The sequence below is a fragment of the Kitasatospora sp. UYEF31 genome (assembly GCF_057291755.1).
The window spans coordinates 1-26431 of record NZ_JBXAWK010000074.1; the positions used below are offsets into that span (position 1 = coordinate 1).

27 protein-coding genes and 1 pseudogene are annotated in these 26431 nt (G+C 68.8%); 19 read left to right on the forward strand and 9 right to left on the reverse strand.

Annotated features, from left to right (window positions below; genetic code table 11):
- A partial coding sequence (locus tag AC0Z36_RS26155; protein WP_485465541.1) for a pentapeptide repeat-containing protein occupies window positions 1-162 on the reverse strand: 162 nt, incomplete at its 3' end.
- Between the two features lie 367 nt (window positions 163-529).
- Here AC0Z36_RS26155 and AC0Z36_RS26160 point away from each other — a divergent pair.
- The gene (locus AC0Z36_RS26160) at window positions 530-1417 is read left to right on the forward strand and encodes a phenylalanine 4-monooxygenase (RefSeq protein WP_485465519.1); all 888 of its coding nucleotides are present in this window, start codon (window positions 530-532) and stop codon (window positions 1415-1417) included.
- A 153-nt stretch (window positions 1418-1570) separates the two neighbouring features.
- Here the strand turns inward: AC0Z36_RS26160 and AC0Z36_RS26165 are convergent, their stop codons facing one another.
- The 5 genes from AC0Z36_RS26165 to AC0Z36_RS26185 all read right to left on the reverse strand — a co-directional run bounded on the left by AC0Z36_RS26165 (window position 1571) and on the right by AC0Z36_RS26185 (window position 6195).
- Window positions 1571-2365 carry an amino acid ABC transporter ATP-binding protein gene (locus tag AC0Z36_RS26165; protein WP_485465520.1) on the reverse strand — a complete coding sequence of 265 codons (795 nt, stop codon included), beginning with the start codon at window positions 2363-2365 and terminating at the stop codon, window positions 1571-1573.
- On the reverse strand, window positions 2365-3381 hold the full coding sequence (locus AC0Z36_RS26170) for an amino acid ABC transporter permease (RefSeq protein WP_485465521.1): 1017 nt from the start codon (window positions 3379-3381) through the stop codon (window positions 2365-2367). Before AC0Z36_RS26170 ends, AC0Z36_RS26165 begins: the two co-directional genes overlap by 1 nt.
- A 34-nt stretch (window positions 3382-3415) precedes the next feature.
- Window positions 3416-4357 (reverse strand): ABC transporter substrate-binding protein, encoded by a 942-nt coding sequence (locus AC0Z36_RS26175; protein WP_485465522.1) that lies wholly within the window; start codon window positions 4355-4357, stop codon window positions 3416-3418.
- A 177-nt stretch (window positions 4358-4534) separates the two neighbouring features.
- Window positions 4535-5443: a DUF3097 domain-containing protein gene (locus AC0Z36_RS26180; protein WP_485465523.1), complete on the reverse strand. Its 909-nt coding sequence runs from the start codon at window positions 5441-5443 to the stop codon at window positions 4535-4537.
- An 11-nt stretch (window positions 5444-5454) separates the two neighbouring features.
- Window positions 5455-6195: an MBL fold metallo-hydrolase gene (locus AC0Z36_RS26185; protein ID WP_485465524.1), complete on the reverse strand. Its 741-nt coding sequence runs from the start codon at window positions 6193-6195 to the stop codon at window positions 5455-5457.
- Between the two features lie 160 nt (window positions 6196-6355).
- On the opposite strand from AC0Z36_RS26185, the gene hrcA reads away from it, so the two are divergent.
- From hrcA to AC0Z36_RS26255, 14 genes are all read left to right on the forward strand, one after another.
- The gene (gene hrcA, locus AC0Z36_RS26190) at window positions 6356-7372 is read left to right on the forward strand and encodes a heat-inducible transcriptional repressor HrcA (RefSeq protein ID WP_485465525.1); all 1017 of its coding nucleotides are present in this window, start codon (window positions 6356-6358) and stop codon (window positions 7370-7372) included.
- The gene (gene dnaJ, locus AC0Z36_RS26195) at window positions 7372-8499 is read left to right on the forward strand and encodes a molecular chaperone DnaJ (RefSeq protein ID WP_485465526.1); all 1128 of its coding nucleotides are present in this window, start codon (window positions 7372-7374) and stop codon (window positions 8497-8499) included. Before hrcA ends, dnaJ begins: the two co-directional genes overlap by 1 nt.
- Before the next feature lie 149 nt (window positions 8500-8648).
- Window positions 8649-9389 (forward strand): 16S rRNA (uracil(1498)-N(3))-methyltransferase, encoded by a 741-nt coding sequence (locus tag AC0Z36_RS26200; RefSeq protein WP_485465527.1) that lies wholly within the window; start codon window positions 8649-8651, stop codon window positions 9387-9389.
- 260 nt (window positions 9390-9649) lie between these two features.
- On the forward strand, window positions 9650-10717 hold the full coding sequence (locus AC0Z36_RS26205) for a hypothetical protein (RefSeq protein ID WP_485465528.1): 1068 nt from the start codon (window positions 9650-9652) through the stop codon (window positions 10715-10717).
- A 293-nt stretch (window positions 10718-11010) separates the two neighbouring features.
- Window positions 11011-11388, forward strand: a complete 378-nt coding sequence (locus tag AC0Z36_RS26210) for a histidine triad nucleotide-binding protein (RefSeq protein WP_485465529.1) — start codon at window positions 11011-11013, stop codon at window positions 11386-11388.
- 5 nt (window positions 11389-11393) lie between these two features.
- Window positions 11394-12293, forward strand: coding sequence for a ribonuclease Z (locus AC0Z36_RS26215; RefSeq protein ID WP_485465530.1), 900 nt, complete (start codon window positions 11394-11396; stop codon window positions 12291-12293).
- 469 nt (window positions 12294-12762) lie between these two features.
- Window positions 12763-13797 carry a PhoH family protein gene (locus tag AC0Z36_RS26220; protein WP_485465542.1) on the forward strand — a complete coding sequence of 345 codons (1035 nt, stop codon included), beginning with the start codon at window positions 12763-12765 and terminating at the stop codon, window positions 13795-13797.
- 218 nt (window positions 13798-14015) lie between these two features.
- Window positions 14016-14540, forward strand: a complete 525-nt coding sequence (ybeY, locus tag AC0Z36_RS26225) for an rRNA maturation RNase YbeY (protein WP_485465531.1) — start codon at window positions 14016-14018, stop codon at window positions 14538-14540.
- A 27-nt stretch (window positions 14541-14567) separates the two neighbouring features.
- A complete protein-coding gene (locus tag AC0Z36_RS26230; RefSeq protein WP_485465532.1) occupies window positions 14568-15890 on the forward strand; it encodes a hemolysin family protein in 1323 nt (440 codons plus the stop codon).
- Between the two features lie 177 nt (window positions 15891-16067).
- A complete protein-coding gene (locus AC0Z36_RS26235; protein WP_485465543.1) occupies window positions 16068-16418 on the forward strand; it encodes a cytidine deaminase in 351 nt (116 codons plus the stop codon).
- Between the two features lie 615 nt (window positions 16419-17033).
- Window positions 17034-17984 carry a GTPase Era gene (gene era / locus AC0Z36_RS26240; RefSeq protein ID WP_485465533.1) on the forward strand — a complete coding sequence of 317 codons (951 nt, stop codon included), beginning with the start codon at window positions 17034-17036 and terminating at the stop codon, window positions 17982-17984.
- 450 nt (window positions 17985-18434) lie between these two features.
- Window positions 18435-20174: a 2-isopropylmalate synthase gene (gene leuA / locus AC0Z36_RS26245; protein WP_485465534.1), complete on the forward strand. Its 1740-nt coding sequence runs from the start codon at window positions 18435-18437 to the stop codon at window positions 20172-20174.
- Window positions 20175-20438: 264 nt separating this feature from the next.
- A complete protein-coding gene (locus AC0Z36_RS26250) occupies window positions 20439-20663 on the forward strand; it encodes a zinc-ribbon domain-containing protein (RefSeq protein ID WP_485465535.1) in 225 nt (74 codons plus the stop codon).
- A gap of 218 nt (window positions 20664-20881) precedes the next feature.
- Window positions 20882-21070: a hypothetical protein gene (locus AC0Z36_RS26255; protein ID WP_485465536.1), complete on the forward strand. Its 189-nt coding sequence runs from the start codon at window positions 20882-20884 to the stop codon at window positions 21068-21070.
- Window positions 21071-21113: 43 nt separating this feature from the next.
- Here the strand turns inward: AC0Z36_RS26255 and AC0Z36_RS26260 are convergent, their stop codons facing one another.
- Complete coding sequence (locus tag AC0Z36_RS26260) at window positions 21114-21458, reverse strand: VOC family protein (RefSeq protein WP_485465544.1); 345 nt, start codon at window positions 21456-21458, stop codon at window positions 21114-21116.
- A gap of 388 nt (window positions 21459-21846) precedes the next feature.
- Here AC0Z36_RS26260 and AC0Z36_RS26265 point away from each other — a divergent pair, with 388 nt between their 5' ends.
- Complete coding sequence (locus AC0Z36_RS26265) at window positions 21847-22083, forward strand: hypothetical protein (protein ID WP_485465545.1); 237 nt, start codon at window positions 21847-21849, stop codon at window positions 22081-22083.
- A gap of 14 nt (window positions 22084-22097) precedes the next feature.
- Here AC0Z36_RS26265 and AC0Z36_RS26270 read toward each other — a convergent pair.
- Window positions 22098-22391: pseudogene (locus tag AC0Z36_RS26270) on the reverse strand (class I SAM-dependent methyltransferase); the annotation flags it as partial.
- Window positions 22392-22502: 111 nt separating this feature from the next.
- On the reverse strand, window positions 22503-22733 hold the full coding sequence (locus tag AC0Z36_RS26275) for an amino acid--tRNA ligase-related protein (protein WP_485465537.1): 231 nt from the start codon (window positions 22731-22733) through the stop codon (window positions 22503-22505).
- Between the two features lie 769 nt (window positions 22734-23502).
- Between AC0Z36_RS26275 and AC0Z36_RS26280 the strand changes: the two genes are divergently transcribed.
- The 3 genes from AC0Z36_RS26280 (at window position 23503) to AC0Z36_RS26290 (ending at window position 26130) form a co-directional block, all read left to right on the forward strand.
- The gene (locus tag AC0Z36_RS26280; RefSeq protein WP_485465538.1) at window positions 23503-24123 is read left to right on the forward strand and encodes a TerB family tellurite resistance protein; all 621 of its coding nucleotides are present in this window, start codon (window positions 23503-23505) and stop codon (window positions 24121-24123) included.
- A 256-nt stretch (window positions 24124-24379) separates the two neighbouring features.
- The gene (gene recO / locus AC0Z36_RS26285) at window positions 24380-25129 is read left to right on the forward strand and encodes a DNA repair protein RecO (protein WP_485465539.1); all 750 of its coding nucleotides are present in this window, start codon (window positions 24380-24382) and stop codon (window positions 25127-25129) included.
- On the forward strand, window positions 25129-26130 hold the full coding sequence (locus AC0Z36_RS26290) for an isoprenyl transferase (protein ID WP_485465540.1): 1002 nt from the start codon (window positions 25129-25131) through the stop codon (window positions 26128-26130). Before recO ends, AC0Z36_RS26290 begins: the two co-directional genes overlap by 1 nt.
- Window positions 26131-26431 lie beyond the last annotated feature (301 nt).

The following is a 26431-nucleotide window of genomic DNA, read 5'->3' on the forward strand; positions in this document are numbered from 1 at the left end:
CCGAACGTCCGCTCTCCGAACGTCCGCTCTCCGAACGTCCGCTCTCCGAACGTCCGCTCTCCGAACGTCCGCTCTCCGAACGTCCGCTCTCCGAAAGTCCGCTCTCCGAAAGTCCGCTCTCGGACCGGTCGCTTCCCGGCCCGCGGGTTTCCGGCTCCCCACTCTCCAATCGTCTGTTCGCCGGCGTCCCGGGGCCGTCGCTTTCCGGCGTTCTGGGTCCGTCCTGGGCCCCGTGCCGTGCTGAAGAGCCGCCCGTCATCGCCCCACCTGTTCCCGTCCGTCACCCGACTGGCCTGAATACTCCCACCGGGCCTGCCCCGTGCGTTAGGGCACGGGGCCTCACAACCGTCCATTTCGCCCACTGTGTGCCCTCCACAGCCCCCTAGGCGCACCAACCCCTTGTCTCAGCAGTCGGACGGTGGTGCGATGAGCCCACAGGCCGGGGCGATCCCCCGGGCACATACTGGAATCGCGCGTGGGCGGACCGTACCCGGTATCACCCACCGAGCATGTACTTGTGGAGGCGGCAATGTTCGAGGAGGCCCAGTACCTGGCCCCGGTGACCCGTACGGCCGACGGCGGGGTGGAGGTCGAACTGGCCAAGGACCACCCCGGTTTCGCCGACGAGGTCTACCGTGTGCGCCGCAACCGCATCGCGGAACTGGCGTTGGAGTACAAAGCGGGTGAACCGGTCCCCGAGGTGGAGTACACGGCGGAGGAGCACGAGGTCTGGCGGATCGTCTCGCGTGAGCTGGCCGTCGCCCACGAGGAACTCGCGGTGGACGAGTACCTGCACGGGGCCGAGCGGCTGAAGCTGCCGACCGACCGGATCCCGCAGTTGGAGGAGGTCGGTGACCTGCTCGAACCACTGACCGGCTTCCGTTACCTCCCCGCCGCCGGACTGGTCGAACTGCGGGAGTTCTACGGCACCCTGGCGGACAGCAGGTTCCACTCCACGCAGTACATCCGGCATCACAGCGTGCCGCTGTACACCCCGGAGCCCGACGTGGTGCACGAGGTGCTCGGGCACGCCAACGCCCTGGCCAGCGACCGGTTCGCCGCGCTGTACCGGCTCGCCGGCGACGCCGCGCGGCGGGTGGAGACCCGGGAGGCGCTGGAGTTCGTCTCGAAGATCTTCTGGTTCACGATGGAGTTCGGCGTGATGCGGGAGGGCGGCGAACTCAAGGCGTACGGCGCCGGGATCCTGTCCTCGTACGGTGAGATCCGCGAGTTCCGCGACGTGGACATCCGGCCGCTGGACCTCAGAGCGATGGGCACGATGCAGTACGACATCACCCACTACCAGGACATCCTGTACCGCGCCGAGTCGATGCAGCACCTGGAGGACGTCGTGGGCGCGTTCTGGGCGGACTGCGACGACGAGTCGATCGTACGGTTGACCGCCGCGCAGGGCTGAACCACCGCACGGGTCTGAAAAACCGGGCCCGCGCCAGCGCACGGGCCCGGACCACCGCACGGGCCCGGACCACCGCACGGGGCCACGCGACCACCGCACGGGGCCACGCGACCACGTGGCCCCGTGCCAGGGGTTTTCCTTCCCGCACGGGTCTCAGAGGACCTTCGACAGGAACGCCTTCGTACGATCGTGTTGTGGGTTGGCCAGCACTTCACGTGGGTGGCCGGCTTCGACCACAACGCCTTCGTCCATGAAGACCAGCGCGTCGCCGACCTCCCGGGCGAAGCCCATCTCATGGGTCACCACAATCATCGTCATACCGTCCGCGGCCAGGCCCCGCATGACATCCAGCACCTCGCCGACCAATTCCGGGTCGAGCGCCGAAGTCGGTTCGTCGAACAGCATCAGTTTGGGTTCCATGGCCAGCGCCCGGGCGATCGCCACCCGCTGCTGCTGACCGCCCGAAAGCTGCGCGGGGTAGGAGTCCTGCTTGTTGCCGAGCCCGACACGGTCGAGAAGACGCCCCGCGCTCTCCCGCGCGGCGTGCTTCGGCTGCCCCTTGACGCGAACGGGCGCCTCCATGACGTTCTGCAGGGCCGTCATGTGTGGGAACAGGTTGAAGCGCTGGAACACCATGCCGATGTCACGGCGTTTGAGGGCGACTTCCGAGTCCTTCAACTCGTACAGCTTGTCGCCCTTCTGCCGGTAGCCGACCAGTTCGCCGTCCACCCACAGACGCCCGCCGCTGATCTTGTCCAGGTGGTTGATGCACCGCAGGAAGGTCGACTTGCCCGAACCGGACGGGCCGACGATGCAGAACACCTCGCCCGGGGCCACTTCCAGGTCGATGCCCTTGAGGACTTCGAGGTGCCCGAAGGATTTGAGGACGGATTCGGCCTTGACCATGGGAGTGATCCCGGTCTGCGCCGTCATGCTCAGTTCAGCCATCACAGACCACCCGTCCCGCCGGAGTTGGACTCCGGAGCGCGCTGGACCGTCAACGGGGCCTTTGCCTTCGTACGCGGAGTGGTGCGGGAATTCGTTCGTGCCTCCACCATGCTGCGCAGTTTCTGCAGCGGGGTGGGCGGGAGCTGCCGGTTGGCGCCCCTGGCGAAGTGGCGCTCAAGGTAGTACTGACCCACAGTCAGGATTGAGGTCAGCAACAGGTACCAGATGCTGACCACAACCAGGAGCGGAATGTTCTGGAAGGTGCGGGAGTAGATGTTCTGTCCGGCGCGGAAGAGTTCTTCCAGCGAGATGATCGTGACCAGGGACGTGGTCTTGAGCATCGAGATCGTCTCGTTGCCCGTCGGCGGGATGATCACCCGCATCGCCTGGGGGAGCACGATGCGCCGCAGCGTCTGAGTGCGCGACATGCCCAGCGACTGGGCCGCTTCGGCCTGCCCCTCGTCGACCGACAGGATCCCGGCGCGGACGATCTCAGCCATGTAAGCGGCTTCGTTCAGCCCCAGACCCAGGAGCGCGGCGGTGAACAGGGGGATGAGGTCGTTGGTCGGTTGCGACCAGAATTCCGGGCCGAACGGAATGCCGAGGGAGATCCTCTCCCACAGCAGGCCGATGAAGCCCCAGAAGACGAGCTGGACAAGGATGGGAGTGCCGCGGAACACCCAGATGAACACCCAGGCGCTGATGGAGAATACGGGGTTGGGGGACAGTCGCATGACTGCCAGGAGCACACCGCCGACCAGGCCCATGGCCATGGCGCAGACGGTGAGCTGCAGGGTCACCTTCAGCCCGCGCAGGATGTTCGAGTCGAAGAGGTAGTCGCCGACTACGTTCCACTCGAAGACGGGGTTGGCGACAAGGGCGTGGACGAGCATGGCGGCGAGTACGGCGACGACGGCCGTACCCGCCCAGCGGCCGGGGTGGCGGACGGGAACGGCCTTGATCGCTTCAGGTCGCACCTTGTCCACCGCCCCGGCCGCAGGTCGGGGAGCATTCACTGCAGGGACCTAACTCTCAGGCCGACGGGGAGAATCAGCTTTCGGCGCCGTTGATCTTGGAGTCGGTGACCGCGCCCGCCTGGACGCCCCACTTCTCCACGATCTGCTTGTAGGTGCCGTCCTTGATCAGCGCCTGGACCGCTCCCTGGATCGCCTTGGCGAGGTCCCCGTTGCCCTTGGCGACTGCGATGCCGTACGGGGCGGCCTCGTACGACGCGCCCAACTTCTCGATCTTGCCGTTGGTCGCCTTGACTGCGTAGTCGATGACCGGGCTGTCGGCCATCATCACCTGGTCGCGCTTCGCCATGAGGGCGTTGGTGACGTCGGTCTGCTTGTCGAACTTGTCACCGTCGTTCAGAATCGTCTTCTTCCCGGCCTTCACACAGTCGGGATTCCGCTTGTCCTTGACCTCGTCGGCCTGGACGGTGCCGGTCTGCATGGCGACCTTCTTGCCGCACAGGTCGGCCGCGTCGGCCTTGGACGGGTTCCCCTTCAGTACGGCCAGCGAGGTTCCCGCGGAGAAGTAGGTGACCATGTCGACCTTCTCCTCGCGCTCCTTGCTGTCCGTCAAGGAGGACATGGCGATCGAGAACTTCTTGGACTGCACGCCGGGGATGACAGCGGTGAATTCGGAGGTCTGGAACTCCGCGGTCAGGCCGAGCTTGGCGGCGATCGCCTTGCCCATGTCGACGTCCATACCCACGATTGTCTTGCCGTCGGCGGCGATGAACTCGTTCGGCGCGTAGGTGGTGTCGCTTCCGACGACCAACTTGCCGCCGGCCTTCAGGTCGGCCGGTACCAGGGCGGCGAGGGTGGGGTCAGCGGCGACCTGGTTGATCGTCGCGTTCGGCTCCACCAACTTGAACGTGTCCGTCTTGTCGTCCTTTGAGTCACCGCAGCCGGCGATCAGCAACACGCTGGCTGCTGCGACGGCACAGGCGGCAATTCCACGTCGTCTTGTCGAGTGTGCAGTCATCTCGTCCTCCATGCGGGAGCGGTGAATCGGAGTTCAGGCCGAATTCAGGCAAAAAGGGGCACCCTTCCGTTCGGTTGGGTGCCGCATTTTTGCATGGAACAGGATGGTGGGCAGGGGTCCAAATGTTAAGACCGAATTGCGATTGTCGTCGGATAGTGATCCAGAGTGGAAACCGGGTCAGGTCGTCACGAAATCAATCAAACGCTCAACACCGCCCAAAAGCTCCGGCTCCAGATCACGGTATGTCCTTACTCGCCCAAGAATGCGCTTCCAGGCGGTTGGCGTGTCGACGGGCCAGCCGAGCCCCGCGCAGACGCCTTCCTTCCACGGCTGGCCCCGCGGCACTGTGGGCCACGCCTCAATCCCTACCGACGACGGTTTGACCGCCTGCCAGACGTCCACGTACGGATGCCCGACGATCAGGACGTGAGGGTTCGTCACCCGCGCCGCGATGCGCGATTCCTTGCTGCCGGGGACAAGGTGGTCGACCAGGACGCCCAGCCGTGCGTCCGGGCCCGGGGCGAACTCCGCGACGATCGCCGGAAGGTCGTCGATCCCCTCCAAATACTCCACGACGACGCCTTCGATCCGCAGGTCGTCGCCCCATACCCGCTCGACCAGTTCGGCATCGTGCCGGCCCTCCACGTAGATGCGCCCCGCGCGGGCCACCCGGGCCCGCGCGCCGGGCACCGCGAGCGATCCGGAGGCGGTGGTCACAAGTCGGCTCGGCCGTCCGGTGCCGGGCCCCGGGCCGGGAGCGGTTCCCGCAGCACGGGGCCCGGACTGGGGCCCGGACCGAGGCCGCACCAGGGTCACCGTCTCGCCGTCGACCATGAAGGCGCGGGGCTCCATCGGGAACACCCGCAGCTTCCCGTGCCGGTCCTCCAGCGTGACGACAAAACCTTCGGGGCTCTTCTCCACACGCACCACCGCCCCGCAGAAGCCGGTCTCGGCCTCTTCCACCACCAGATCGGGTACGGCCTCCACCTCCGGGGCAGGCTTGGACCGCTTCCACGGTGGGGTCAGATCGGGGGAATACAGTCTGCTGCGCGGCGTGCCCTGCGGTGTTTCCTGCTGTTCGTGCATGAGGCGCGACGTTAATCCGATGAACCGTCATGCTCCACGGGGCGCGCCGCGACCCCGCGGACGTAGTCGATCTGCCGTTCCACGAAGGCCCTGTCCACCACGGCCCCGTGCCCCGGCAGCCAGACGCCCGCGTCGAGCTCCGCGAACAGCCGCTCCAGCGTCCCCGGCCACTCCTGCGGGTACGAGTCCGGCCCGTACGCGGGCGGCGCCCCCTCCTCGATCACGTCCCCGGCGACGACGAGCCCCGCATCGGGCACGTGCACGGCCAGATCGGCACCGGTGTGGCCCCGGGCCAGAGCGAACAGCACGCACCTGCCGACCCGTGCGGGACGGCCCGGGGCCACCAGGCGGGACGGTGGGGTAATCCGTACGGCCGTCATTTCTTCTTCCGGAAAACCGTGGTGGACCGCGCTCGCGCGCCCCTCGTCACCGAACCGCTCCAGATAAGCCGGCAACGCCTCGTGCCCCCACACCCTGACGTCCGGGAAGCGCTGTACGACGGCGGCCCCGCCGTAGCAGTGGTCGAAGTGGCCGTGCGTATAGACGAGATCCGTCACGGGGAGCCCCGGGAACTCCACGGCGAGTTCATCGAGGAAGCCCTCGGTCTCCCGTTCGTACGAACTCGTGTCGACCAGGGTCAGCCCGTCAGCCCCACTGACCACAGCGAGGTTCAGCATCAACTCCGGAACGTACCGCCGGAAACACCCCGGTGCCGCCCCGATCTGCTCCCACCTGCGGAGATAGTCGCTCATGGGGTTTACCATGCCCTACCCCGGACGGTGGTTGCGGGGTACGGTCCGTCGTACGGCCGCCGTACACTGGCACTCCGGGTCCTGGAGTGCCAGCGCCCGGGTCCCGCGGAACGGCCGTGAAGCGGCCGCGGAAGCGACTGATGCGAGGGAGGTGCGCCACGTGCTGGACGAACGCAAGCTCGCGGTGCTGCGCGCCATCGTGCAGGACTACGTCGCAACAGAAGAGCCGGTCGGATCAAAGGCTCTGACCGACCGGCACAACCTCGGGGTCTCCCCGGCCACGATCCGCAACGACATGGCGGCCCTCGAAGAAGAGGGCTACATCGCCCAACCGCACACCAGTGCAGGCCGGGTGCCCACCGACAAGGGCTACCGCCTGTTCGTCGACCGGCTGTCGACGATCAAGCCGCTGTCCGGAGCCGAACGCCGGGCCATCTCCGTCTTCCTGGAAGGCGCACTCGACCTCGACGACGTCGTCGGGCGTACGGTCCGGTTGCTGGCCCAGTTGACCCAGCAGGTCGCCGTGGTGCAGTACCCCTCACTGACGCGCTCCACTGTGCGGCATGTGGAACTCCTCGCGCTGACCCCCGCCCGGGTGATGCTGGTGCTCATCACCTCCACCGGGCGGGTCGAACAGCGCAACATGGACGCCCCCGCGCCCATCAGCGAAAGCCTGCTCGCCGACCTGCGGGCCCGGCTCAACGCCCGGGTCGTCGGACGGCGTTTCACCGATGTGCCCACCTTGGTGCAGGATCTAGGGGAATCCTTCACTTCGGAGGACCGTCCGGTCGTGAACTCGGTGCTGGCTACTCTGCTCGACACCCTCGTCGAACAGCAGGAGGAGAAAGTCGTGCTCGCGGGCACGGCCAACCTCACACGGTTCGGTCCGGACTTCCCGATGACCATCCGCCCGGTGCTCGAAGCACTGGAGGAGCACGTGGTGCTCCTCCGGCTTCTGGGCGAGAGCGGGGACCCGGGGATGACGGTCCGCATCGGACACGAGAACATGCATGAGGGCCTGGCCGCCACGTCAGTGGTTTCCACCGGGTACGGCAACGGCGCACAGTCGCTGGCCAAACTCGGTGTGCTGGGCCCGACAAGGATGGACTACCCGGGAACGATGGGAGCGGTACGCGCCGTGGCACGGTACGTCGGACAGATTCTCGCGGAGTCGTAGTGGCAGCGGACTACTACGAAACTCTCGGTGTGCGGCGCGACGCCACCCCCGAAGAGATCAAGAAAGCATTCCGTCGGCTCGCTCGCGAGCTGCACCCGGATGTCAACCCCGATCCGAAGACCCAGGAGCGGTTCAAGGAGATCAACGCCGCCTACGAGGTCCTCTCGGACGCTCAGAAGCGGCAGATGTACGACCTGGGCGGCGACCCGCTCAGCCCGAACGGCGGGGCCGGCGGCTTCGGCAACGCAGGGTTCGGCTTCAGCGACATCATGGACGCCTTCTTCGGCCAGGCCTCGCAGCGCGGACCGCGCTCGCGGACCCGCCGCGGCCAGGACGCGATGATCCGCATCGAGATCACCCTCGAAGAGGCCGCGTTCGGGACGACCAAGGAGATCCAGGTCGACACGGCCGTCACCTGCACTACGTGCAACGGTGAAGGCGCGGCGCCCGGAACCCATGCCGAGACCTGCGACATGTGTCGCGGTCGCGGTGAGGTCTCCCAGGTCACCCGGTCGTTCCTCGGCCAGGTCATGACCTCGCGGCCGTGTCCGCAGTGCCAGGGCTTCGGCACCGTGGTGCCGCACCCGTGCCCCGAGTGCGCCGGCGACGGCCGCATCCGGGCCCGGCGGACCCTCACGGTCAAGATCCCGGCGGGCGTGGACTCCGGCACCCGCATCCAGCTGGCCGGCGAGGGCGAAGTCGGCCCCGGCGGCGGCCCGCCCGGCGACCTGTACGTGGAGATCGTCGAACGCGAGCACGAGCAGTTCGAGCGCCGCGGGGACGACCTGCACTGCACCGTCGAGCTGCCGATGACCGCGGCGTCGCTCGGCACCAAGGTGCCGTTGCAGACTCTGGACGGCCAGGAGGAGCTGGACATCCGGCCGGGCACGCAGTCCGGCCAGTCCATCCCACTGCACGGGCGCGGCATCACACACCTGCGCGGCAACGGGCGCGGCGACCTCATCGTGCACGTTGAGGTCATGACCCCGTTGAAGCTGGACGCGCGTCAGGAGGAACTGCTGCGTGAACTGGCCAAGCTGCGCGGCGAGGAACGGCCCCTGGGCAAGTACAAACCCGGACAGCAGAACCTCTTCTCCAAGCTGAAGGACGCCTTCAACGGGCGGTAGCCCGTGATGCGTGATGATGGTGGGCGGATCACCCCCCGTACGTGGGGGGATCCGCCCATCATCTTTTTCGGGGGTCTTTCCACAGGGCCTTTCACCACAGGGTCCTTCTACAGGATCCTTCTGCAGGCTCTTTCCGCTGGGAGTTTTTCGTGAGCGCACCGGTCTTCATCGTCGACACCGAGGCCCTGCAGTCAGGTGACCGGGCGGTCCTGGACGGTACGGAAGGCAGGCACGCGGTCACCGTGCGCCGGCTGGGCCTCGGTGAGGAGATCGTCCTCGTCGACGGCGCCGGGCTGTCGGTACGGGGCGAAGTCACCAAGATCGTCGGCAAGGACACCCTCTTCGTCGACATCAGCGAACGTACCCAGGAACCCGCACCGGCCCCGCGTATCACCGTGGTCCAGGCCCTGCCCAAGGGCGACCGCGGTGAACTCGCCGTCGAGACCATGACCGAGGTCGGCGTCGACCGCGTCGTGCCATGGTCCTCAGCGCGCTCCATCACCCAGTGGAAGGGCGAACGGGGCGTCAAGGCACTCAGCAAGTGGCGGTCGACCGCCCGTGAGGCCGCGAAGCAGGCCCGGCGTACGCACTTCCCCGAAGTCACCGACCTCATGAGTACCAAGCAGGTCACAGCGCTGCTGGCCGGCGCGGACTTCGCCGCGGTGCTGCATGAGGACGCCACACGGCCATGGGCCCGCGTCGTGCCGCCTACGGTGGGCGATCTGGTCCTGGTCATCGGCCCGGAGGGAAGCCTCACTCCAGAGGAACTGGCCGCGTTCACCGGGGCGGGGGCCGGGACGTACCGGATGGGTCCCACAGTGCTGCGGACCTCCACAGCCGGGGTCACGGCGGCGGCGGTGCTCCTGGCGCGGGCGGGGCGCTGGGGCTGAGCGGTCGACGTGCCGCCCTGCGCACGAGGTGGCCCCGGGCCAGGAGGCACGGGGCCACCGGACCGCTCTGCGTCGTTCCCCGCCGGGATTCCCGCAGAAGGCCTGAACGGGAGCTCGACTGGGGCTCCGTGCCAGCCCGCCCGGGGCCACCGACCTGTGCCCCCGTGCCGGCCCGCCCGGAGCCACCGACCTCCGCCGGACCCTTCCCGACTGATCTTGTGCTGTGCCACCCTGTGCCACCCTGTGCCACCCTGTGCCGCGTGAGAGCAACCCGGGTGCGACGCGCCCTGCGCGGAGCGACAGTTTTGGTGGTCACCATGCTCATCGGCGCGCTCACCACCGGAATCGGCACCTTGACGGCCCTCCGGCTCCAGTACACCGGCGCTCCGGCGGACAGTGCCGGAACCACCGGGCGGGATGCCCTGTGGATGGGACACGCCTGGGTCGACGGACGCAAGGGGCCGGCGGACATCGCGGCCCTGGCCGACCGCATCCGCGGCACGGGCATCCGCGACCTCTACGTGCACACCGGGCCGCTGGAGGACGACGGGAGTCTCGATCCGGGCCTCGCGCGCCAGGCACGGGGCCTCGTCGACGCCGTGCACGGCGCCGCCCCCGGGGTGCGGGTCCAGGCGTGGCTCGGCAACGTGGTCGGTCCGGGCAAACTCGACCGGCGCCCCGACCGCCGCGCAAACGTGGTGGCAGCGGCCACAAAGGTCCTCGACCTCGGCTTCGAGGGCGTCCACTACGACCTCGAACCCATGCCGGACGGGGACCGTGACTTCCTCGACATCCTGACCCGGGCCCACGACCTGACGCGCGCACGGGGCGCTGTGCTGTCCGTCGCCACCTCCCAGATCGAACCGGTCGACAACCTCATCGGGACGGTCCGGTTCACCCACACGCTGCGAGCCGCGCTCGGCAGCGCGACGGGCTCTTCGCCCCCGCCCCGCGACCACGGCACCAAATGGTGGTCCCCCGAGTACTTCCGGGCTGTCGGCGAACAGGTCGACCAGGTCGCAGTCATGGCGTACGACACCTGGCTGCCCACCCGGGGCCTGTTCGGCGGCTACATCGCCCGGCAGACCGAACTCGCGCTCCGGAACGCCCCGCGCGGGGTCGACGTGATGATGGGCCTGCCCGCCTACCACGACGACACCATCGGCCACCACGAAGACGCCGAGAAGGTCGCCACCGCCGCCCGCGCGGTGCGGACGGGGCTGCGCGGGGCGTCTGGGCCGGACCGTATCGGCGTGGGGCTGTACGTGGACTTCGCCGCGACCGAGGACGACTGGGCGGCGTACCGCAGGGAATGGGTGCGGCGCTGACTCCGGCGCTGACTCCGGCGTCCTGCTCCGGGGAAGGTACCCGTACGCCCCGTCCCACGCTCCGTGCCGATGGTCCCCGCGCCTTCCCGAACGCAGCCCGCCCCCAGGAAGAGTCTTCGTGCCGCACCGCCGGTCGCCCGCGTGCACCAGCCGCTGTGCCGCCGCACCCCGCGACCTGGGCGGTCTCATAGGATCGGGGCCGGATCCCGAGTCCGTCCGGGGCATCCAGCCCGGACGTCCTCCCCTGACGTCCTTTCCGACGTCCTCTCCCGACTCTGCCAAAGGAGGCGCGCATGGCGCCCGGAGCAGTCCAACCCGTCGAGGGGCAGTCCGACTGCCTGTTCTGCAAGATCGCAGTCGGGGAGGTGCCCGCCACCGTCGTGTACGAGACCGACGACGTCCTCGCCTTCCGGGACATCAACCCGCAGGCCCCGACGCACATCCTGGTCATCCCGCGCGACCACCACCGCAACGCGGGCGAACTCGGCGCGGCCGACCCCGCCCTCGCCGGCCGCCTCCTCGCCGCAGCCGCTTCGATCGCCGTCGCCGAGAAGATCGACGAGTCGGGCTACCGGGTCGTGTTCAACACGGGCCCCGGGGCCGGGCAGACGGTCTTCCACGTCCACGCGCACATCCTTGGTGGCCGTGGCCTGAACTGGCCTCCCGGGTAACCCCTGTGTCCACTCGCGAACTCATCGTCCTGGGCACCGCCTCCCAGGCGCCCACCCGGCACCGCAACCACAACGGATACCTGCTCCGCTGGGACGGTGAAGGGATCCTGTTCGATCCGGGGGAGGGGACGCAGCGGCAGATGCTGTACGCCGGAGTCGCGGCGAACGACATCACCCGGATCTGCGTCACCCACTTCCACGGGGACCACTGCCTCGGCCTCCCCGGAGTCGTCCAGCGCCTGTCGCTGGACCGGGTGCAGCACGAGGTCACCGCGTACTTCCCGCAGAGCGGCCAGCACTGGTTCGACCGGCTGCACCACGCGTCGGCCTTCCACGAAGCGGTGGTGCTGAAGGAATCCCCACTGGCGGGGGACGCCGTCAGCTTCGCCCTGCCCGCGTTCACCTTGGAAGCGCGCCGCCTGTCCCACCCGGTCGAGTCGTACGGCTACCGCCTCATCGAGCCGGACGGCCGCCGGATGCTCCCGGCGAAACTGGCCGGGCACGGCATCAGCGGACCCGACGTCGGGCGGCTGCAACGGGAAGGGTCTGTGGGCGGCGTCCGGCTGGAGGACGTCAGCGAGCCCCGCCCGGGGCAGCGGTTCGCCTTCATCATGGACACACGATGGTGTGACGGGGCGCTGGCCCTGGCCGAAGGCGCGGACATGCTGGTGTGCGAATCCACGTTCGCGGAAGCCGACGCGGGGCTGGCCGAGGACCACGGGCACCTCACCGCCCGGCAGGCCGCGCTCATCGCGCGCGAGTCGGGGGCGCGGCTCCTGGTGCTCACCCACTTCTCCCAGCGCTACCCGGATGTGGCGCCGCTGCTGGCGGAGGCCCGGGAAGTGTTCGAGAACTGCGTCGCGGTCCACGACCTCGACCGGATCAAGGTGCCGCGCAGGACGTAGCTTCAATTCCGTACTCGGTCATCGGTGTTTTCGGTGTCCCATCAGCGGTGTCCCATCAGCGGTGTCCCATCAGCGGTGGCGCCTCAACAATGGCCCCTCAACAATGGCGGCCCAGCGGTGGCGCCCCAGCGGTGGCGCCCCAGCGGTGTCCCCCAAGGAGGCGCACTGGGTGCCGCCGATCGGATGGGAAAACTCCACGGGTCCGCCGACGCGTGCGAGTTACCATGGTCACAGGACAGTTCTTCCGATCCGAGCAACGGAAAGAAGGCGTGAGCAGGCCGTTCGCGGCCGACCCATGGCTCCTGCATCGAAGGCGCGCCTCGGTGTCGCGCCCACCGCGTCCACAGGTTCTTCCGACGACACGCGCGACAATCCGCGTGAAGGCACGGACCAACCTCCACGACAGGCTCCGGGGCAGTCCCCGTCCGAGCCTGTCCAGGCGAAGATCGAAATCTCCGCGAAGCACCCCATGGTGGCCCTCCTGGGCACCCGCGACGTCCTCCTGCGGGTGATCGAGAACGGTTTCCCGGACGCTGACGTACACGTCCGGGGCAACGAAGTCACCGCGAGCGGCCCTCCTGCCGAGGTCGCCCTCGTCCAACGCCTGTTCGACGAGATGATGCTGGTGCTGCGCACCGGACAGCCGCTGACCGAGGACGTCGTCGAACGTCTCATCGGTTTCCTGCGTTCGGGCGACGGTGGCGCGGACGGTGCGGGGGCCGGTGGGGCGTCCGCCTCGGGCAAGGTGTTGACCTTGAGCATCCTGACCAACCGCGGTCGCACGATCCGTCCCAAGACGATCAACCAGCAGCGTTATGTGGACGCGATCGACACGCACACGATCGTCTTCGGGCTCGGCCCCGCCGGTACGGGCAAGACCTACCTGGCCATGGCCAAAGCCGTGCAGGCACTCCAGAACAAGCAGGTCACCCGGATCATCCTCACCCGTCCGGCGGTCGAGGCCGGCGAGCGGCTCGGTTTCCTGCCAGGCACCCTGTACGAGAAGATCGATCCGTATCTGCGACCGTTGTACGACGCGCTGCACGACATGATCGACCCCGACTCGATCCCAGGGCTGATGGCCGCCGGGACCATCGAGGTCGCTCCGCTGGCGTTCATGCGCGGCCGGACCCTCAACAACGCCTTCATCATCCTGGACGAGGCTCAGAACAGCTCGGCCGACCAGATGAAGATGTTCCTGACCCGGCTCGGCTTCAACTCCAAGATCGTGGTCACCGGCGACACCACCCAGGTGGACCTGCCCGGCGGCACCGAGAGTGGGCTGAAGGTCATCCAGCGCATCCTCGAAGGGGTGGAGGACATCGACTTCCGCCACCTGACCAGCGAGGACGTCGTGCGACACGAGCTGGTCGGCCGGATCGTCGACGCGTACGGCCGTTACGACGCCGAACGTGACAGCAGGAAGGACGGCGAAAACAGCGACAACGGAGACGGTGTGCCGCGCTCCCGCGGCGGTCGGCCCCACGTCCGCAGCTCGACGTAGGACTGCTCGACGTACGACTGCTCGACGTACGACTGCTCGACGTACGACGGCTCGACGTAGGAAAAAGTGGCGCATTTGACAGCAGGATGCATGTCAGCGCCATGCGAAACAGCACCAGGCAGAACCGGTCCACGCAGAACCGGTCCACGCAAAACAGCACCAGGCGAAACCGCACCACGCAAGAACGACCGTCCGTCCTAGGGAAGTGAACCGCCGGCATGTCCATCGACATCGCCAACGAATCCGGCTACGAACTCAACGAGCACGCGCTCGTGGACGTCGCCCGATTCACGCTCGACCGGATGCGGATCCATCCGCTGGCCGAACTCTCCATCGTGATCGTCGACGAGGCGGCGATGGAGCAGCTCCACATCCAGTGGATGGATCTCCCCGGGCCGACCGACGTGATGTCCTTCCCGATGGACGAGCTCCGTCCGGGCAAGGACGACGAGGACCCCCCGCTGGGTCTCCTCGGCGACATCATCATCTGCCCCACCGTCGCGGAGCGGCAGGCCAAGGCCGCCGGGCACGCCACCGCCGACGAACTCGCGCTCCTCACCGTGCACGGGTCGCTCCACCTGCTCGGCTACGACCACGCCGAGCCCGAGGAGGAGCGCGAGATGTTCGCCCTGCAGGCCGGCATCCTGCGGGCCTGGCAGGAAGAGCGCACTGGCACCTTCACCGCGGTGACCCCGACCGTGAGCGAGGCGCCGGCGGGCGATCCGCCCGGGGACCAGACGTGAGCGCGGGGCACTGTACGAGGACCTCCCGTGGCCTCTGACACCGTCGTCCAACTCATCGCCGCAGCCGTCGTGCTGGTCGTGGTCGCGGGGCTGTCCGCCGCTATGGAGACCGCGCTCGCCCGCACGTCCAAGGTCCGGGCCGAAGAGCTCGTACGGGCCGACCGGCGCGGAGCCGAACGCCTCCTCAAGGTCGTTCAGGACCCGGCCCGCTACCTGAACCTCGCCACCCTCATCAGGGTCGCCTGTGAGATGGCGGCGGGCGTGCTGGTCACCGTCGTCTGCCTGAAGAAGACCGACAGCACCTGGCAGGCCGTCCTCACCGCGATCGCGGTGATGACGGTCGTGTCGTACGTGGCAGTCGGCGTCTCCCCACGCACCCTGGGGCGCCAGCACCCCGTCCGGGTCGGCCTGGTCGGAGCCCCCGTCCTGATCGGCCTGGCCCGGGTCCTGGGTCCCGTGCCCAAGCTGCTGATCCTCCTGGGCAACGCGCTGACCCCCGGCAAGGGCTTCCGTGAGGGCCCGTTCGCCTCCGAGGCCGAACTGCGGGCCTTCGTGGACCTCGCCGAGAAGGACGCGCTGATCGAGGACGAGGAGCGCGAAATGCTCCACTCCGTCCTCGAACTGGGCGACACCCTCGTACGGGAAGTCATGGTGCCCCGCCCCGACATGGTGTTCATCGAACGCCACAAGACCCTCCGCCAGGCCCTGTCGCTGGCGCTGCGGAGCGGCTACTCGCGGATCCCCGTGACCGGGGAGAGCGAGGACGACGTACTCGGCGTGGTCTTCCTCAAGGATCTCGCGCGGTGGAGCAACACCTCAGGTGAGGACTGGACGGTCACCCCGGTCGAGTCGGTGATGCGCCCCGCGACCTTCGTGCCGGACAGCAAGCCCGCCGCCGACCTGCTCCGTGACATGCAGTCCACCCGTACGCACATGGTCGTCGTCGTCGACGAATACGGCGGTACGGCGGGACTGGTCACCATCGAGGACATCCTCGAAGAGATCGTCGGGGAGATCACCGACGAATACGACGTGGAGACCCCGCACGTCGAGGAACTCGGCGACGGCACCTTCCGGGTCACCGCGCGGCTCCCGGTGGACGAACTCGGTGACCTGTTCGACATCGAACTGGACGACGAGGACGTCGAGACCGTCGGCGGGCTGCTCGCCAAACTCCTGGGCAAGGTGCCCATCCCCGGGGCGGCCGCGGAGATCGCCGGACTCCGGTTGACCGCCGAACGCCCGTCCGGGCGGCGCAACCGTATCGGCACCGTCCTGGTGACCCGTGCGCTGCCCGCGCGGGTCACGTCCGGGGAGCACGGCGACCCTCCGGAACCCACGACGTCCTGACCCGGGACGCGGCTTGTACTGTGCGCACACGATCCCAGCGGAGACCGTCGCCGGCGGTGGCGGTCCCAGCAGCGCAGGAAGGCCGATGACGCGATGAGCGACACCACCACCCCGCAGGCGGGCCCGGGTCTCGGCGCGGGTCTGGAAACGGGTCTGGAAACGGGTCTGGAAACGGGTCTGGAAACTGATCCGGAAGCGAGCCCGGAAGACCTCAAGATCCTGACACTGGCGCGCTCCGCGCGGGCCCGCAACGGGGCTGCCGAAGGGGCCGCCGTACGGGATGAGACCGGACGTACATACGTCGCCTCGTCCGTCGCACTGCCCTCTCTGAAACTCAGCGCCGTGCAGACCGCCGTCGCGATGGCTGTGGCGAGCGGAGCACAGTCCCTGGAGGCCGCCGCGGTGGTCACCGCGGTGGACGGGGCGGCCGACCTGGACCTGGCCGCGGTGCGCGACCTCGGCGGCACCGGGACCCCGCTGCTGATCGCAGGACCGGACGGGGTGCTGCGGGTGACGATCCGGGCCTGAGCGGCAGCGGCGCTGGCTCTACGGCTCACTGGCTCTCTGGCTCTCTGGCTCAACGACCTACTGGGTCTGAGTCCCACCGGTTCCATGTCCTACCGGTTCTGTGCTCCACACACGCCCCAGACCCTGTGCCCCGTGCCCGGGGGGCTGGGGCTGGGGCTGTTTGGCCTGGCCTGGCCTGCGTCCCGGGCTTCAGGGCCCGGGGCCCCGGGCCCTGAAGCCCGGGGCCGTACGGTGTACGGATTCGATGCCTTCGGTCTCTCCTTTTCCACCCCAAGAACTCCGACCTGTACCACCGGGGCTGGCCAGGAGCCGGATTCACCCATTCGCTGATGTACGGGGCCTGCCGGATCTTCGCCTGGTCCTTCTGGGCCCGCTTTGCGGACAAGGCTCCGGTGGACTTCAGCTGAGGCGGTCCGTACCGGGTCGAAAAAAGTCCGCGCGCACTACCCGCCGCTGGGTGGACTGCTGCCACGCAGCACAGTCGGGCTGATCGCTCTCACCGGTGCGCTCGCGGCCCTGTGGTGGCTGCTCGGGTGCCGGTTGTGGCGCCGTGCGGAGGCGCCGACGAAGCCCCCGGCCGGGCGGGCGACGGCGCATACCGCAGCCTGAGGGACAATGAGACCTATGAGTGATCGTCCCGAACCCGCCGCCCAACCTTTCCGCGCAGGATTCGCCTGCTTCGTCGGCCGGCCCAACGCCGGCAAGTCGACCCTGACGAACGCGCTGGTGGGCACCAAGGTGGCGATCACCTCTGGGCGCCCCCAGACCACGCGGCACACCGTCCGGGGCATCGTGCACCGGCCTGACGCCCAGCTGATCCTGGTCGACACCCCCGGCCTGCACAAGCCGCGGACCCTCCTCGGCCAGCGGCTCAACGACCTGGTGCGCACGACCTGGGCCGAGGTCGACGTGATCGGCTTCTGCCTGCCCGCCGACCAGAAGGTCGGCCCCGGCGACAAGTTCATCGCCAAGGAACTCGCCGGGATCAAGAAGACCCCCAAGATCGCGATCATCACCAAGACCGACCTGGTGGACAAGCAGACACTGGCCGAGCACCTGCTCTCGGTGCACCGCATGGGTGTCGAACTCGGCATCGAATGGGCCGAGATCATCCCGGTGTCGGCCGTGTCCGGCGACCAGGTGCAGCTGCTCGCGGACCTCATCGCGCCGTTGCTGCCCAAGAGCGTGCCGCTGTACCCGGACGGCGACCTGACCGACGAACCTGAGCAGATCATGGTCGCGGAACTGATCCGCGAGGCGGCACTGGAAGGCGTCCGCGATGAGCTGCCGCACTCCCTGGCCGTGGTCATCGACGAGATGAGCCCGCGCGAGGACCGCGCCTTGGACCGGCCGCTGCTCGACGTGCGCGCGATCCTTTACGTCGAACGCCCCAGCCAGAAGGCGATCATCATCGGCGCGAAGGGTTCCCGCCTCAAGGAGGTCGGCTCCCAGTCCCGCAAACAGATCGAGGCGCTGCTCGGCACCCCGGTCTACCTCGACCTCCACGTCAAGGTGGCCAAGGACTGGCAGCGGGACCCCAAGCAGCTGCGCAAGCTCGGGTTCTGACGCACGCACCGAGTTCGGGTTCTGACGCCCTGAGCCCGGGTTCTGACGTATTCGAGCCCGGGCTCTGACTTAGTGCGCCAGGGTTCCGGCATGCGGACCCCGGCTGTCGGCGCGGGCAGTCAGGGCTCCGGTACACAAGGCCCGGTTCTGCCGTACAAGGTGCACCCTTTCCTGACTTGGACACGCCCCGGGCCGCCGCAGGCGTGTCCAAGTCCTGGGACGTACCGCCCACCCCGTGGGCACGTCGGGTATCGTGACCGAATCATGCGTCAGTGGCTGCTCCTTCTTAGCCGCCGCGTCGAGGGCCCGTCTCCAAGCTGAACGATTCGGCCGGCCTCCCTCGTCGCGGGGTGTAGTGCTGCCGTCAAACTGGTGTCTTCGCCGGCCGATCCGGGTTCGTTCCCTAGAACGTGCCCGGGAGCATCCACCGCCGCAGGAGAGAACCCGACCATGACGATCAACCCCCTGACGTCCACCGCCGCCGTACAGCAGCCGACTGCGATGCCGGTGGGCAAGTACGCACCGTTCGCGCCCGTGGATCTGCCGGACCGCACCTGGCCGACGAAGACGATCACCAAGGCTCCGCAGTGGTGCGCCGTCGACCTGCGTGACGGCAACCAGGCACTGATCGACCCGATGGACGCGGCCCGCAAGCGCAAGATGTTCGAGCTGCTGGTGGCCATGGGATACAAGGAGATCGAGGTCGGTTTCCCCGCGGCGTCACAGACCGACTTCGACTTCGTACGCCTGCTGATCGAAGAGGGCCTGATCCCGGACGACGTTGTCATCCAGGTCCTGACCCAGGCCCGCGAAGAACTGATCGAGCGCACCTTCGAGTCGCTGCGCGGGGCCAAGCAGGCAATCGTGCACCTGTACAACTCGACCTCCACTCTGCAGCGCAAGGTCGTCTTCGGGCTGGACCAGGCGGGCATCACCGAGATCGCGGTCAACGGCGCGAAGCTGTGCGCGAAGTACGCCGAGAACATGGGCGACACCGAGATCTTCTTCGAGTACTCCCCGGAGTCGTACACGGGCACCGAGCTGGAGTACGCCGTCGAGGTGTGCAACGCCGTCACCGACGTGTGGCAGCCCACCCCCGACCGCAAGGTCATCCTGAACCTGCCGGCCACCATCGAGATGGCCACCCCGAACGTCTACGCGGACTCCATCGAGTGGATGCACCGCAACCTGGCCCGCCGGGACTCGGTCGTCCTGTCGCTGCACCCGCACAACGACCGCGGCACCGCTGTGGCCGCGGCCGAGCTGGGCTACCTCGCCGGGGCCGACCGCATCGAGGGCTGCCTGTTCGGCAACGGCGAGCGTACGGGGAACGTCGACCTGGTCACCCTGGGCCTGAACCTGTTCTCGCAGGGCGTCGACCCGTACATCGACTTCAGCGACATCGACGAGGTGCGCCGCGCCGTCGAGTACTGCAACCAACTGCCCGTGCACCCGCGACACCCGTACGCCGGCGACCTGGTCTACACCGCCTTCTCCGGCTCCCACCAGGACGCCATCAAGAAGGGCTTCGAGTCGATGGAGCGCGACGCCGCAGCAGCCGGCGTGGGCGTCGACGACCTGGTGTGGGGCGTGCCGTACCTGCCGATCGACCCGAAGGACGTGGGTCGTTCGTACGAGGCGGTCATCCGGGTCAACTCGCAGTCCGGCAAGGGCGGCGTGGCGTACGTGCTGAAGGCCGACCACAAGCTGGACCTGCCGCGCAGGGCGCAGATCGAGTTCTCCCGGATCATCCAGTCCAAGACCGACGCCGAGGGCGGCGAAGTCACCCCGGCGCAGATCTGGAACGTCTTCCAGGACGAGTACCTGCCGGTCGCGGGCACCCCGTGGGGCCGCCTGGCACTGCGCGGGCACCAGACTTCGTCGATCGACGGCGGTAAGGACGCCATCGCCGTCGACATGGTCGTCGACGGCGTCGACCAGACCATCGAGGGTGTCGGCAACGGCCCCGTGGACGCGTTCATCCGCGCGATCGGCGGTCTGGGCTTCGACGTACGGGTCTTGGACTACTCCGAGCACGCCATGAGCGGCGGCGAGGACGCACGCGCCGCCGCATACGTCGAGTGTGCCGTCGACGGCAAGGTCCTGTGGGGCGTCGGCATCGACGAGAACATCGTGCGGGCCTCGCTGAAGGCCGTCGTGAGCGCGGTGAACAGGGCAGCGCGGAGCTGATCGACTACTTGATCCACTGCTTGGCCCCGGCCCCGGTGCCTGGCCCCGATCCCTGGCCCCATGCCGCGTGCTCGTACGCGGCACGGGGCCAGGGGTGTAGTGGAGCTGTGCCGTGTGCGACCCGGTACCCGGGCGCGCGGAGCGCCGTACGTCACAGACCGGCCGCCGGGAACTATGACACCCTCCTCCGTGGCGTCGCTCCACGAGGGGCGGCGCTGACGCTGCGTCAAACAGCGTCCAGGCCATCGATCCACGGGGTAGTACATGCTCATCTGGGGCACTAAGACAATCTTCAAACTGCTCGGCGAGGGGCCGTTCAACTGCCCGACCTGCGGCCCCGCCGGGCACTTCCGGCACAAGCAGGCGCGCCGTTGGTTCACGTTGTTCTTCATCCCGGTCTTCCCGTTCAAAGACCAGGGGCGGCACGTCGAGTGCGGAACCTGCAGCAGCACGTTCCACGAAGGCGTGATAGGCGTTCCCGCAGCCTGACAGGCGGCTGCTGTTGCTGCTGCGACGGCGACGGCGACGGCGGGGGCGGGGGCGGCGGTCCGCCGGACGACCCGGCCGCGGTGCGTCTGGTCAGCACTTGCCCGCTTTGGTCGTACGGGCCGCATTCGCCGTATCGGTTGTACGGGCCGTATCGGTCGTACGGACCGGTCGCCCGAATGACCGGAATCAGATTCCCCGCGCGAATGGTGCGGGTGGGCATGGAGATCCTTGCGATCTGCCGCAGTCTCAACGCCGGTTCCAGCAATGCGGCACTGCTCCGTGCGACGGCGCGCCAGGCGCCGCGCGGAGCAGTTCTGACGACGTACGGCGGACTCGCCGACCTTCCCCACGCCAACCCGGAACTGGAGCGGGACGGGGCGGCGCCGCAGGCCGTGGCGATCCGCTGAAACACGGGCGTAGATCAGGACGGGATGGCCCCCGCGGGGCCCGTCAGTCCGACACCAGACAGAACTCGTTGCCTTCCGGATCACACATGACCTGGAAGGCGCCGAGCTTGTCGCGGACGGTGCCACCCTGCCGTACGGCACCGTGCTTTTCGAGGCCGTCGGCAGCCGGATCGATGTCCGCCACCTCGATGTCGAAGTGCAGCCGGTTCTTGCCCGACTTACCCTCGGGGACCCGTTGGAAGGCGATGCGGGGGCAGTCCGGCGAATCGACGTACGACCAGCCCGGATCCCGGTTCACGGGGCCGGCGCCGAGCAGGTGCGACCAGAACTGTGCGAGTAGGGCGGGGTCGTGGCAGTCGACCACGATCGCTCCAAGGCGAGGGATCATGCAGGGAGGGTAGCGGTGTGATCCCTCGTCAGGGCGGCCCCGTCGCAGCCTCAACGTCGACGTGGAAAAGACCAGCGGTCCGGCCCGTCGCAGTGGCACGGGCGGACCCGCCGACGGCCCGGTCAGCCGCCGCCCGACGTGATCAGCCGCAACGAACCCTCGTACGCTTCCTGCTTCCGCAGGTGACCGAACTTCTCGTCCCACCGGCCTGAGGCGATATCCCGCCCCAGAGCGGTCACGGCCCGTTCCTCCTGGCCCGGGGCCAGGAGGGCCCAGCTCGATTGACTCCGTCATACCGCCGTACCGCCGGATCGAGGAACGCCTCAGGCCGTGCGTAGAACGCCTCAGGCCGTGCGTAGAACGCCTCAGGCCGTGCGTAGAGGGCCTCATGGAACCCGTCCAGGCAATCCCTCGGGACTGGCACTGTGCGCACCTCGGCTCCGCCGAGTGCCGCAACCACCCGTTCCACCCCGGGACCCGGCCGACCTCCAGCGTGACGGATTCCGGCGAGTACTCCGCGATCCAGAACCGGCTGACCGCGACAGGATCGACGGTCAACACCACCACCGGGCCCCGACTCGCCCGGCGGAGCTCCCCCAGCCCCCTTTTCAGGTCGATCCAGTGATGGACCGTCACCATCGCCATGGCTGCATTCACCGAGTCGTCGTCCAGCGGCAGGGATTCGGCACCTCCCACGATCGCCGGGGCCAGCTGCCGGGGGCGCTGCGCCCGCATGACCGCTGAGGGTTCGATCGCGATCACACGCCGGTCCTGAGGTTCGTACGAACCGTTCCCGGCACCGACGTTGACGACCGTACGGGCGTCCCCCGGCGCCACGTCCACGAGCGCGGCGATCTGTGGATCGGGCCGGCGGGGCAGGGGGTATCCGTGGCCGTGGCGGTTGTAGTCGAGCGGTGCGGCGGGCGGGATCACAGGCGTTCTGCCTCTCTGCGCGAGGAAACGGCGATGGGAAACGGCGATGGGAAACGGCGATGGGGCACGACAGTTCGAACCCTGCCGGGCCCACGTGACCGATCAAGACAGTCAGGGGCTGAGTCGGTGTGCGTCACGCGGGAAGAGCGTCGCGGTGCGGACATTCTCCGCTCCGACAAGGCGCGCGACCCAGCGTTCCAGACCGATGGCGACGTTGCCGTGCGGCGGCATGCCGTGCGCGAAGGCGGACAGGTAGCCCGCGTACACGCCGAGGTCTTCGCCGCGTTCGGCCAACGCGCGGAGGTAGTCCTCGTGACGGTGCAGTCGCTGCCCGCCCGTCACCAGTCGCGGTGCCGTACGCCTCGACCGGGGTTTCCTCGGGCGGGGCGGCGCTTTCGGGCTCCAGAACGATCTGGGCCGTGCCGGAGCGGTCGCGGAGGACCAGGAAAATCACGGACTTCAACCGCCTGCGCCGGTGGACCCAGCTGGACAGTCGTACGGGGCTGTCGGCCTGCGCGGGGAGCTCGGCGGCAAGCGTGCGGGGGTAGGGAGCAGGTGGTGGGGGAGATCATCACATTCCTCCGGGGAGGTCTGGGGCGATCCCTTGGGGACGTGGGCGAGAAGGGGACTCGCGGTGCCACCACGCCTTCACCGCCCGGCGGACCCGTGCGGTACGGGCCGGGGCCTGGGCGACCCCATTCACCGCCCGGTGATGGGGGCCGGCCGGCGGGGCATAGGGCAGGGCGGGCCTGTCGTTCCTCCCCGCACTCGGGAGGGTCTTCGCCATCGGGCACGGGGCCGACTTCACAGCTTCCGGCGGCTCTCTGGCCCGCGGGGACCGGTGGCTACCCGTCTCCGTCGACGCGTTGGCGAACACAGATAGGACGGAGGGCCCGCCTGTGGTGCGCGATTAGGCGCGGTCAGCCGGACATGGCATGACAGCAGGCTCCGGCCTGATGACTATGCGTACCTCCTGTGCCACCATCGCGATAAGGACAACGCTATGACGACTCTCACGTCCACGTGGTCCCGTCGGCGGGGCGACACACGATGTGAAGCTGTCCGGTACCTGGTCGGGCAGTCCGGGTGAGGGGCGCTGGAGGCGCAGGCCATGTGGCTCATGGTGCGGATCAGGACGGACCGGACGCGGCTCGCCGACGGAGAGTTCTTCTGTCCCGGATGCGGCGGTGACCGCCGCTACAGGCGCGGCGCGGGGCAGCGGCGGCTGATCATCCTGGGTGTTCCGGTGGCCAGGCTGGGGCGTGTCGGCGGCGGTGTCGAGTGCGCCGTGTGCGCCAAGGTGCACGACGCGGCTGTGCTCGAGGTCCCCACCGGGCGTGCCCTGACTCTGCTGCTGCGTGCCGCGACCCGGGCGATCGCGGTGGAGGCACTGGCCGCCGGGGCCGCGGAGGGGTCCTCCGCGGCGCGCGGGGCGGCGGTCGCGGCCGTCCTCGGTACGGGAGTGTCCGCGTACGACGACGCTGCGTTGACGGTGGACCTGCTGGTCCGGGGCAGCCACAGGCCGGCGGCGGCGCTGACGGCGCTGGCCCCGCATCTGGAGCAGCCGGGGCGGGAGTGCCTGATCGCGCTGGCTGCCGGGATCGCCCTGGCCGACGGGCCGTACGACAGCGGCGAGCGGGCCATGCTGCTCGCGGCGGGCGACCAACTGGGGATGACCCGGGCCCGTATCGACCGGGTCCTTGAGGATGCCGCAGGACATATGCCGCGCTGACGGTCCGTTTCCGGTGAACGTCCGGTGAGGTGAGCGCCCGGTGACCTGCATGCCCGGCGCGATGAACGTTCGATGACCGGGTTCTCTTGCACTATCCGGCAGAGTCGGGAGTTCATTCCGCCCCGTGCCTGCGGCGCCGCAGCCGCACGGGGCCGCCGGAGAGGCCGGAAGGGGCGACGGGACGACGGTCCGGGGGTCCGGGGGTCCGGGGGGCCGCAGGGTCTGCGACGACAGTGGGGCACGGCAGAATGGACACATGACCCTGATCCGCGACGAAGGTGTCGTCCTGCGCGCCCAGAAACTGGGTGAGGCGGACCGCATCATCACCGTCCTCACCCGGGGCCACGGGCGCATCCGGGCCGTTGCGCGCGGGGTCCGCCGTACGAAATCGAAGTTCGGAGCCCGGGTCGAACCGTTCGCGCACGTGGACATCCAGTTCTTCGCCAAAGGCAGCGATTTCCCGGGCCGGGGCCTGCCGACGATCACCCAGGTGGAGACCCTCGCAGCCTTCGGCAAGGGCGTGGCGTCCGACTACGCCGCGTACACCGCGGGAACCGCCATACTCGAAACCGCCGAACGGCTGACCGACGCCGAGGCTGAACCCGCCGTGCAGCAGTACCTCCTCCTAGTCGGCGCGCTGCGCACCCTGGCCACCCGGGCGCACGAACCGGCACTGGTCCTGGACGCCTTCCTGCTGCGCTCCCTGGCGGTGGCCGGCTACGCCCCCAGCTTCGCCGACTGCGCGCACTGCGGACTGCTCGGCCCGCACCGTTTCTTCTCCGTCTCCGGCGGCGGGGTAGTGTGCGGCGACTGCCGTCCCCCCGGATCAGCCGTACCCTCTGCGGAGGCACTGGAACTGCTCGGCGCACTGCTGACGGGGGACTGGCCCCGCGCTGACGCCAGCCAGTCCCGTCACCGCCGTGAAGGCAGCGGACTGGTCGCGGCATATCTGCAATGGCACCTGGAACGGGGCATCCGTTCTCTGAGACTGGTGGAGCGAACCTGATGAGCGACGCACGTGACGGCCGGACCGGGCGTACGGGCGGCAAGATCCTGCTGGGACTGTCGCGCGGCCGCAAGGCGCGGGCGAAGGCGCTTGAGCAGGCTTCGCAGCAGGCCCGGGTCCGGTCCTCCGCGGAGTACCGCGACCCCAAGCCGCACCCGTCCGGGGCGACCGCGCCGCCGATCCCGCTGGACCTGGTGCCCAAGCACGTGGCGCTGGTCATGGACGGCAACGGCCGCTGGGCCAAGGGGCGCGGGCTGTCCCGTACGGAAGGCCACACCGCTGGGGAATCGTCCCTGTTCGACGTCGTCGAGGGCGCGGCGCAACTGGGTGTCGGCTACGTGTCGGCGTACGCGTTCTCCACCGAGAACTGGAAGCGTTCCCCGGACGAAGTCCGCTTCCTGATGAACTTCAACATCGAGACGATCCACCGACGGATCGACGAGATGGACGAACTGGGCGTACGGATCCGCTGGTGCGGCCGGCGGCCCAAGCTGTGGAAGAACGTCGTCGAAGAGCTTGAGATCGCCGAGGAGCGCACGAAGCACAACACCCGCCTCACCCTGGCGATGTGCATCAACTACGGCGGCCGCGCCGAGGTCGCCGACGCGGCGCAACTGATCGCACTGGAGGTCGCGGCAGGGCGGCTCGACCCGAAGAAGATCGATGAGAAGGTGTTCGCCCAGTACCTGGACGAGCCGGACATGCCGGACGTCGACCTGTTCATCCGGTCCTCAGGGGAGCAGCGGACGTCCAACTTCCTGATGTGGCAGTCCGCGTACGCCGAAATGGTGTTCGACGACGTGCTGTGGCCGGACTTCGACCGGCGCCACCTGTGGAAGGCCTGCGAGCAGTTCGCCTCCCGCGACCGGCGTTACGGCGGGGCACTGCCTAACCTGGCGGCGGAGCGGGAGGCCGCGGCCGGAACGGACCAGGCCGCCGGACCCGTGCCGACGCAGGAAAACGGCTCCGTCGCTGAACGAAGCAGTCCGGTCACCGCCTGACGTCGTTTCGCGTACGTCCTTTCGTAGTACGTAATATTCGGTAAAAGCGCCGTAAACCATCACCATTCGTGCCCCGTTCCCGGCATGCGGAACGCCACCCGGTGACAGCATGAGGCGCATGCCCGACGAGATCGCAGTCGAGGGCCGTACACGGCCCACGTCCGCGGGACGCGGGGGGGCCCCCCCCGCCCCCCCCCCCCCCCCCCCCCCCCCCCGCCGGGGGGGGGGGGGGGGGGGGGGGTTTCACAAACGGGCCCCCCCCCGGGGGGGCCGCGCCCCCCCGGGGGGAGGGACCCCCCGG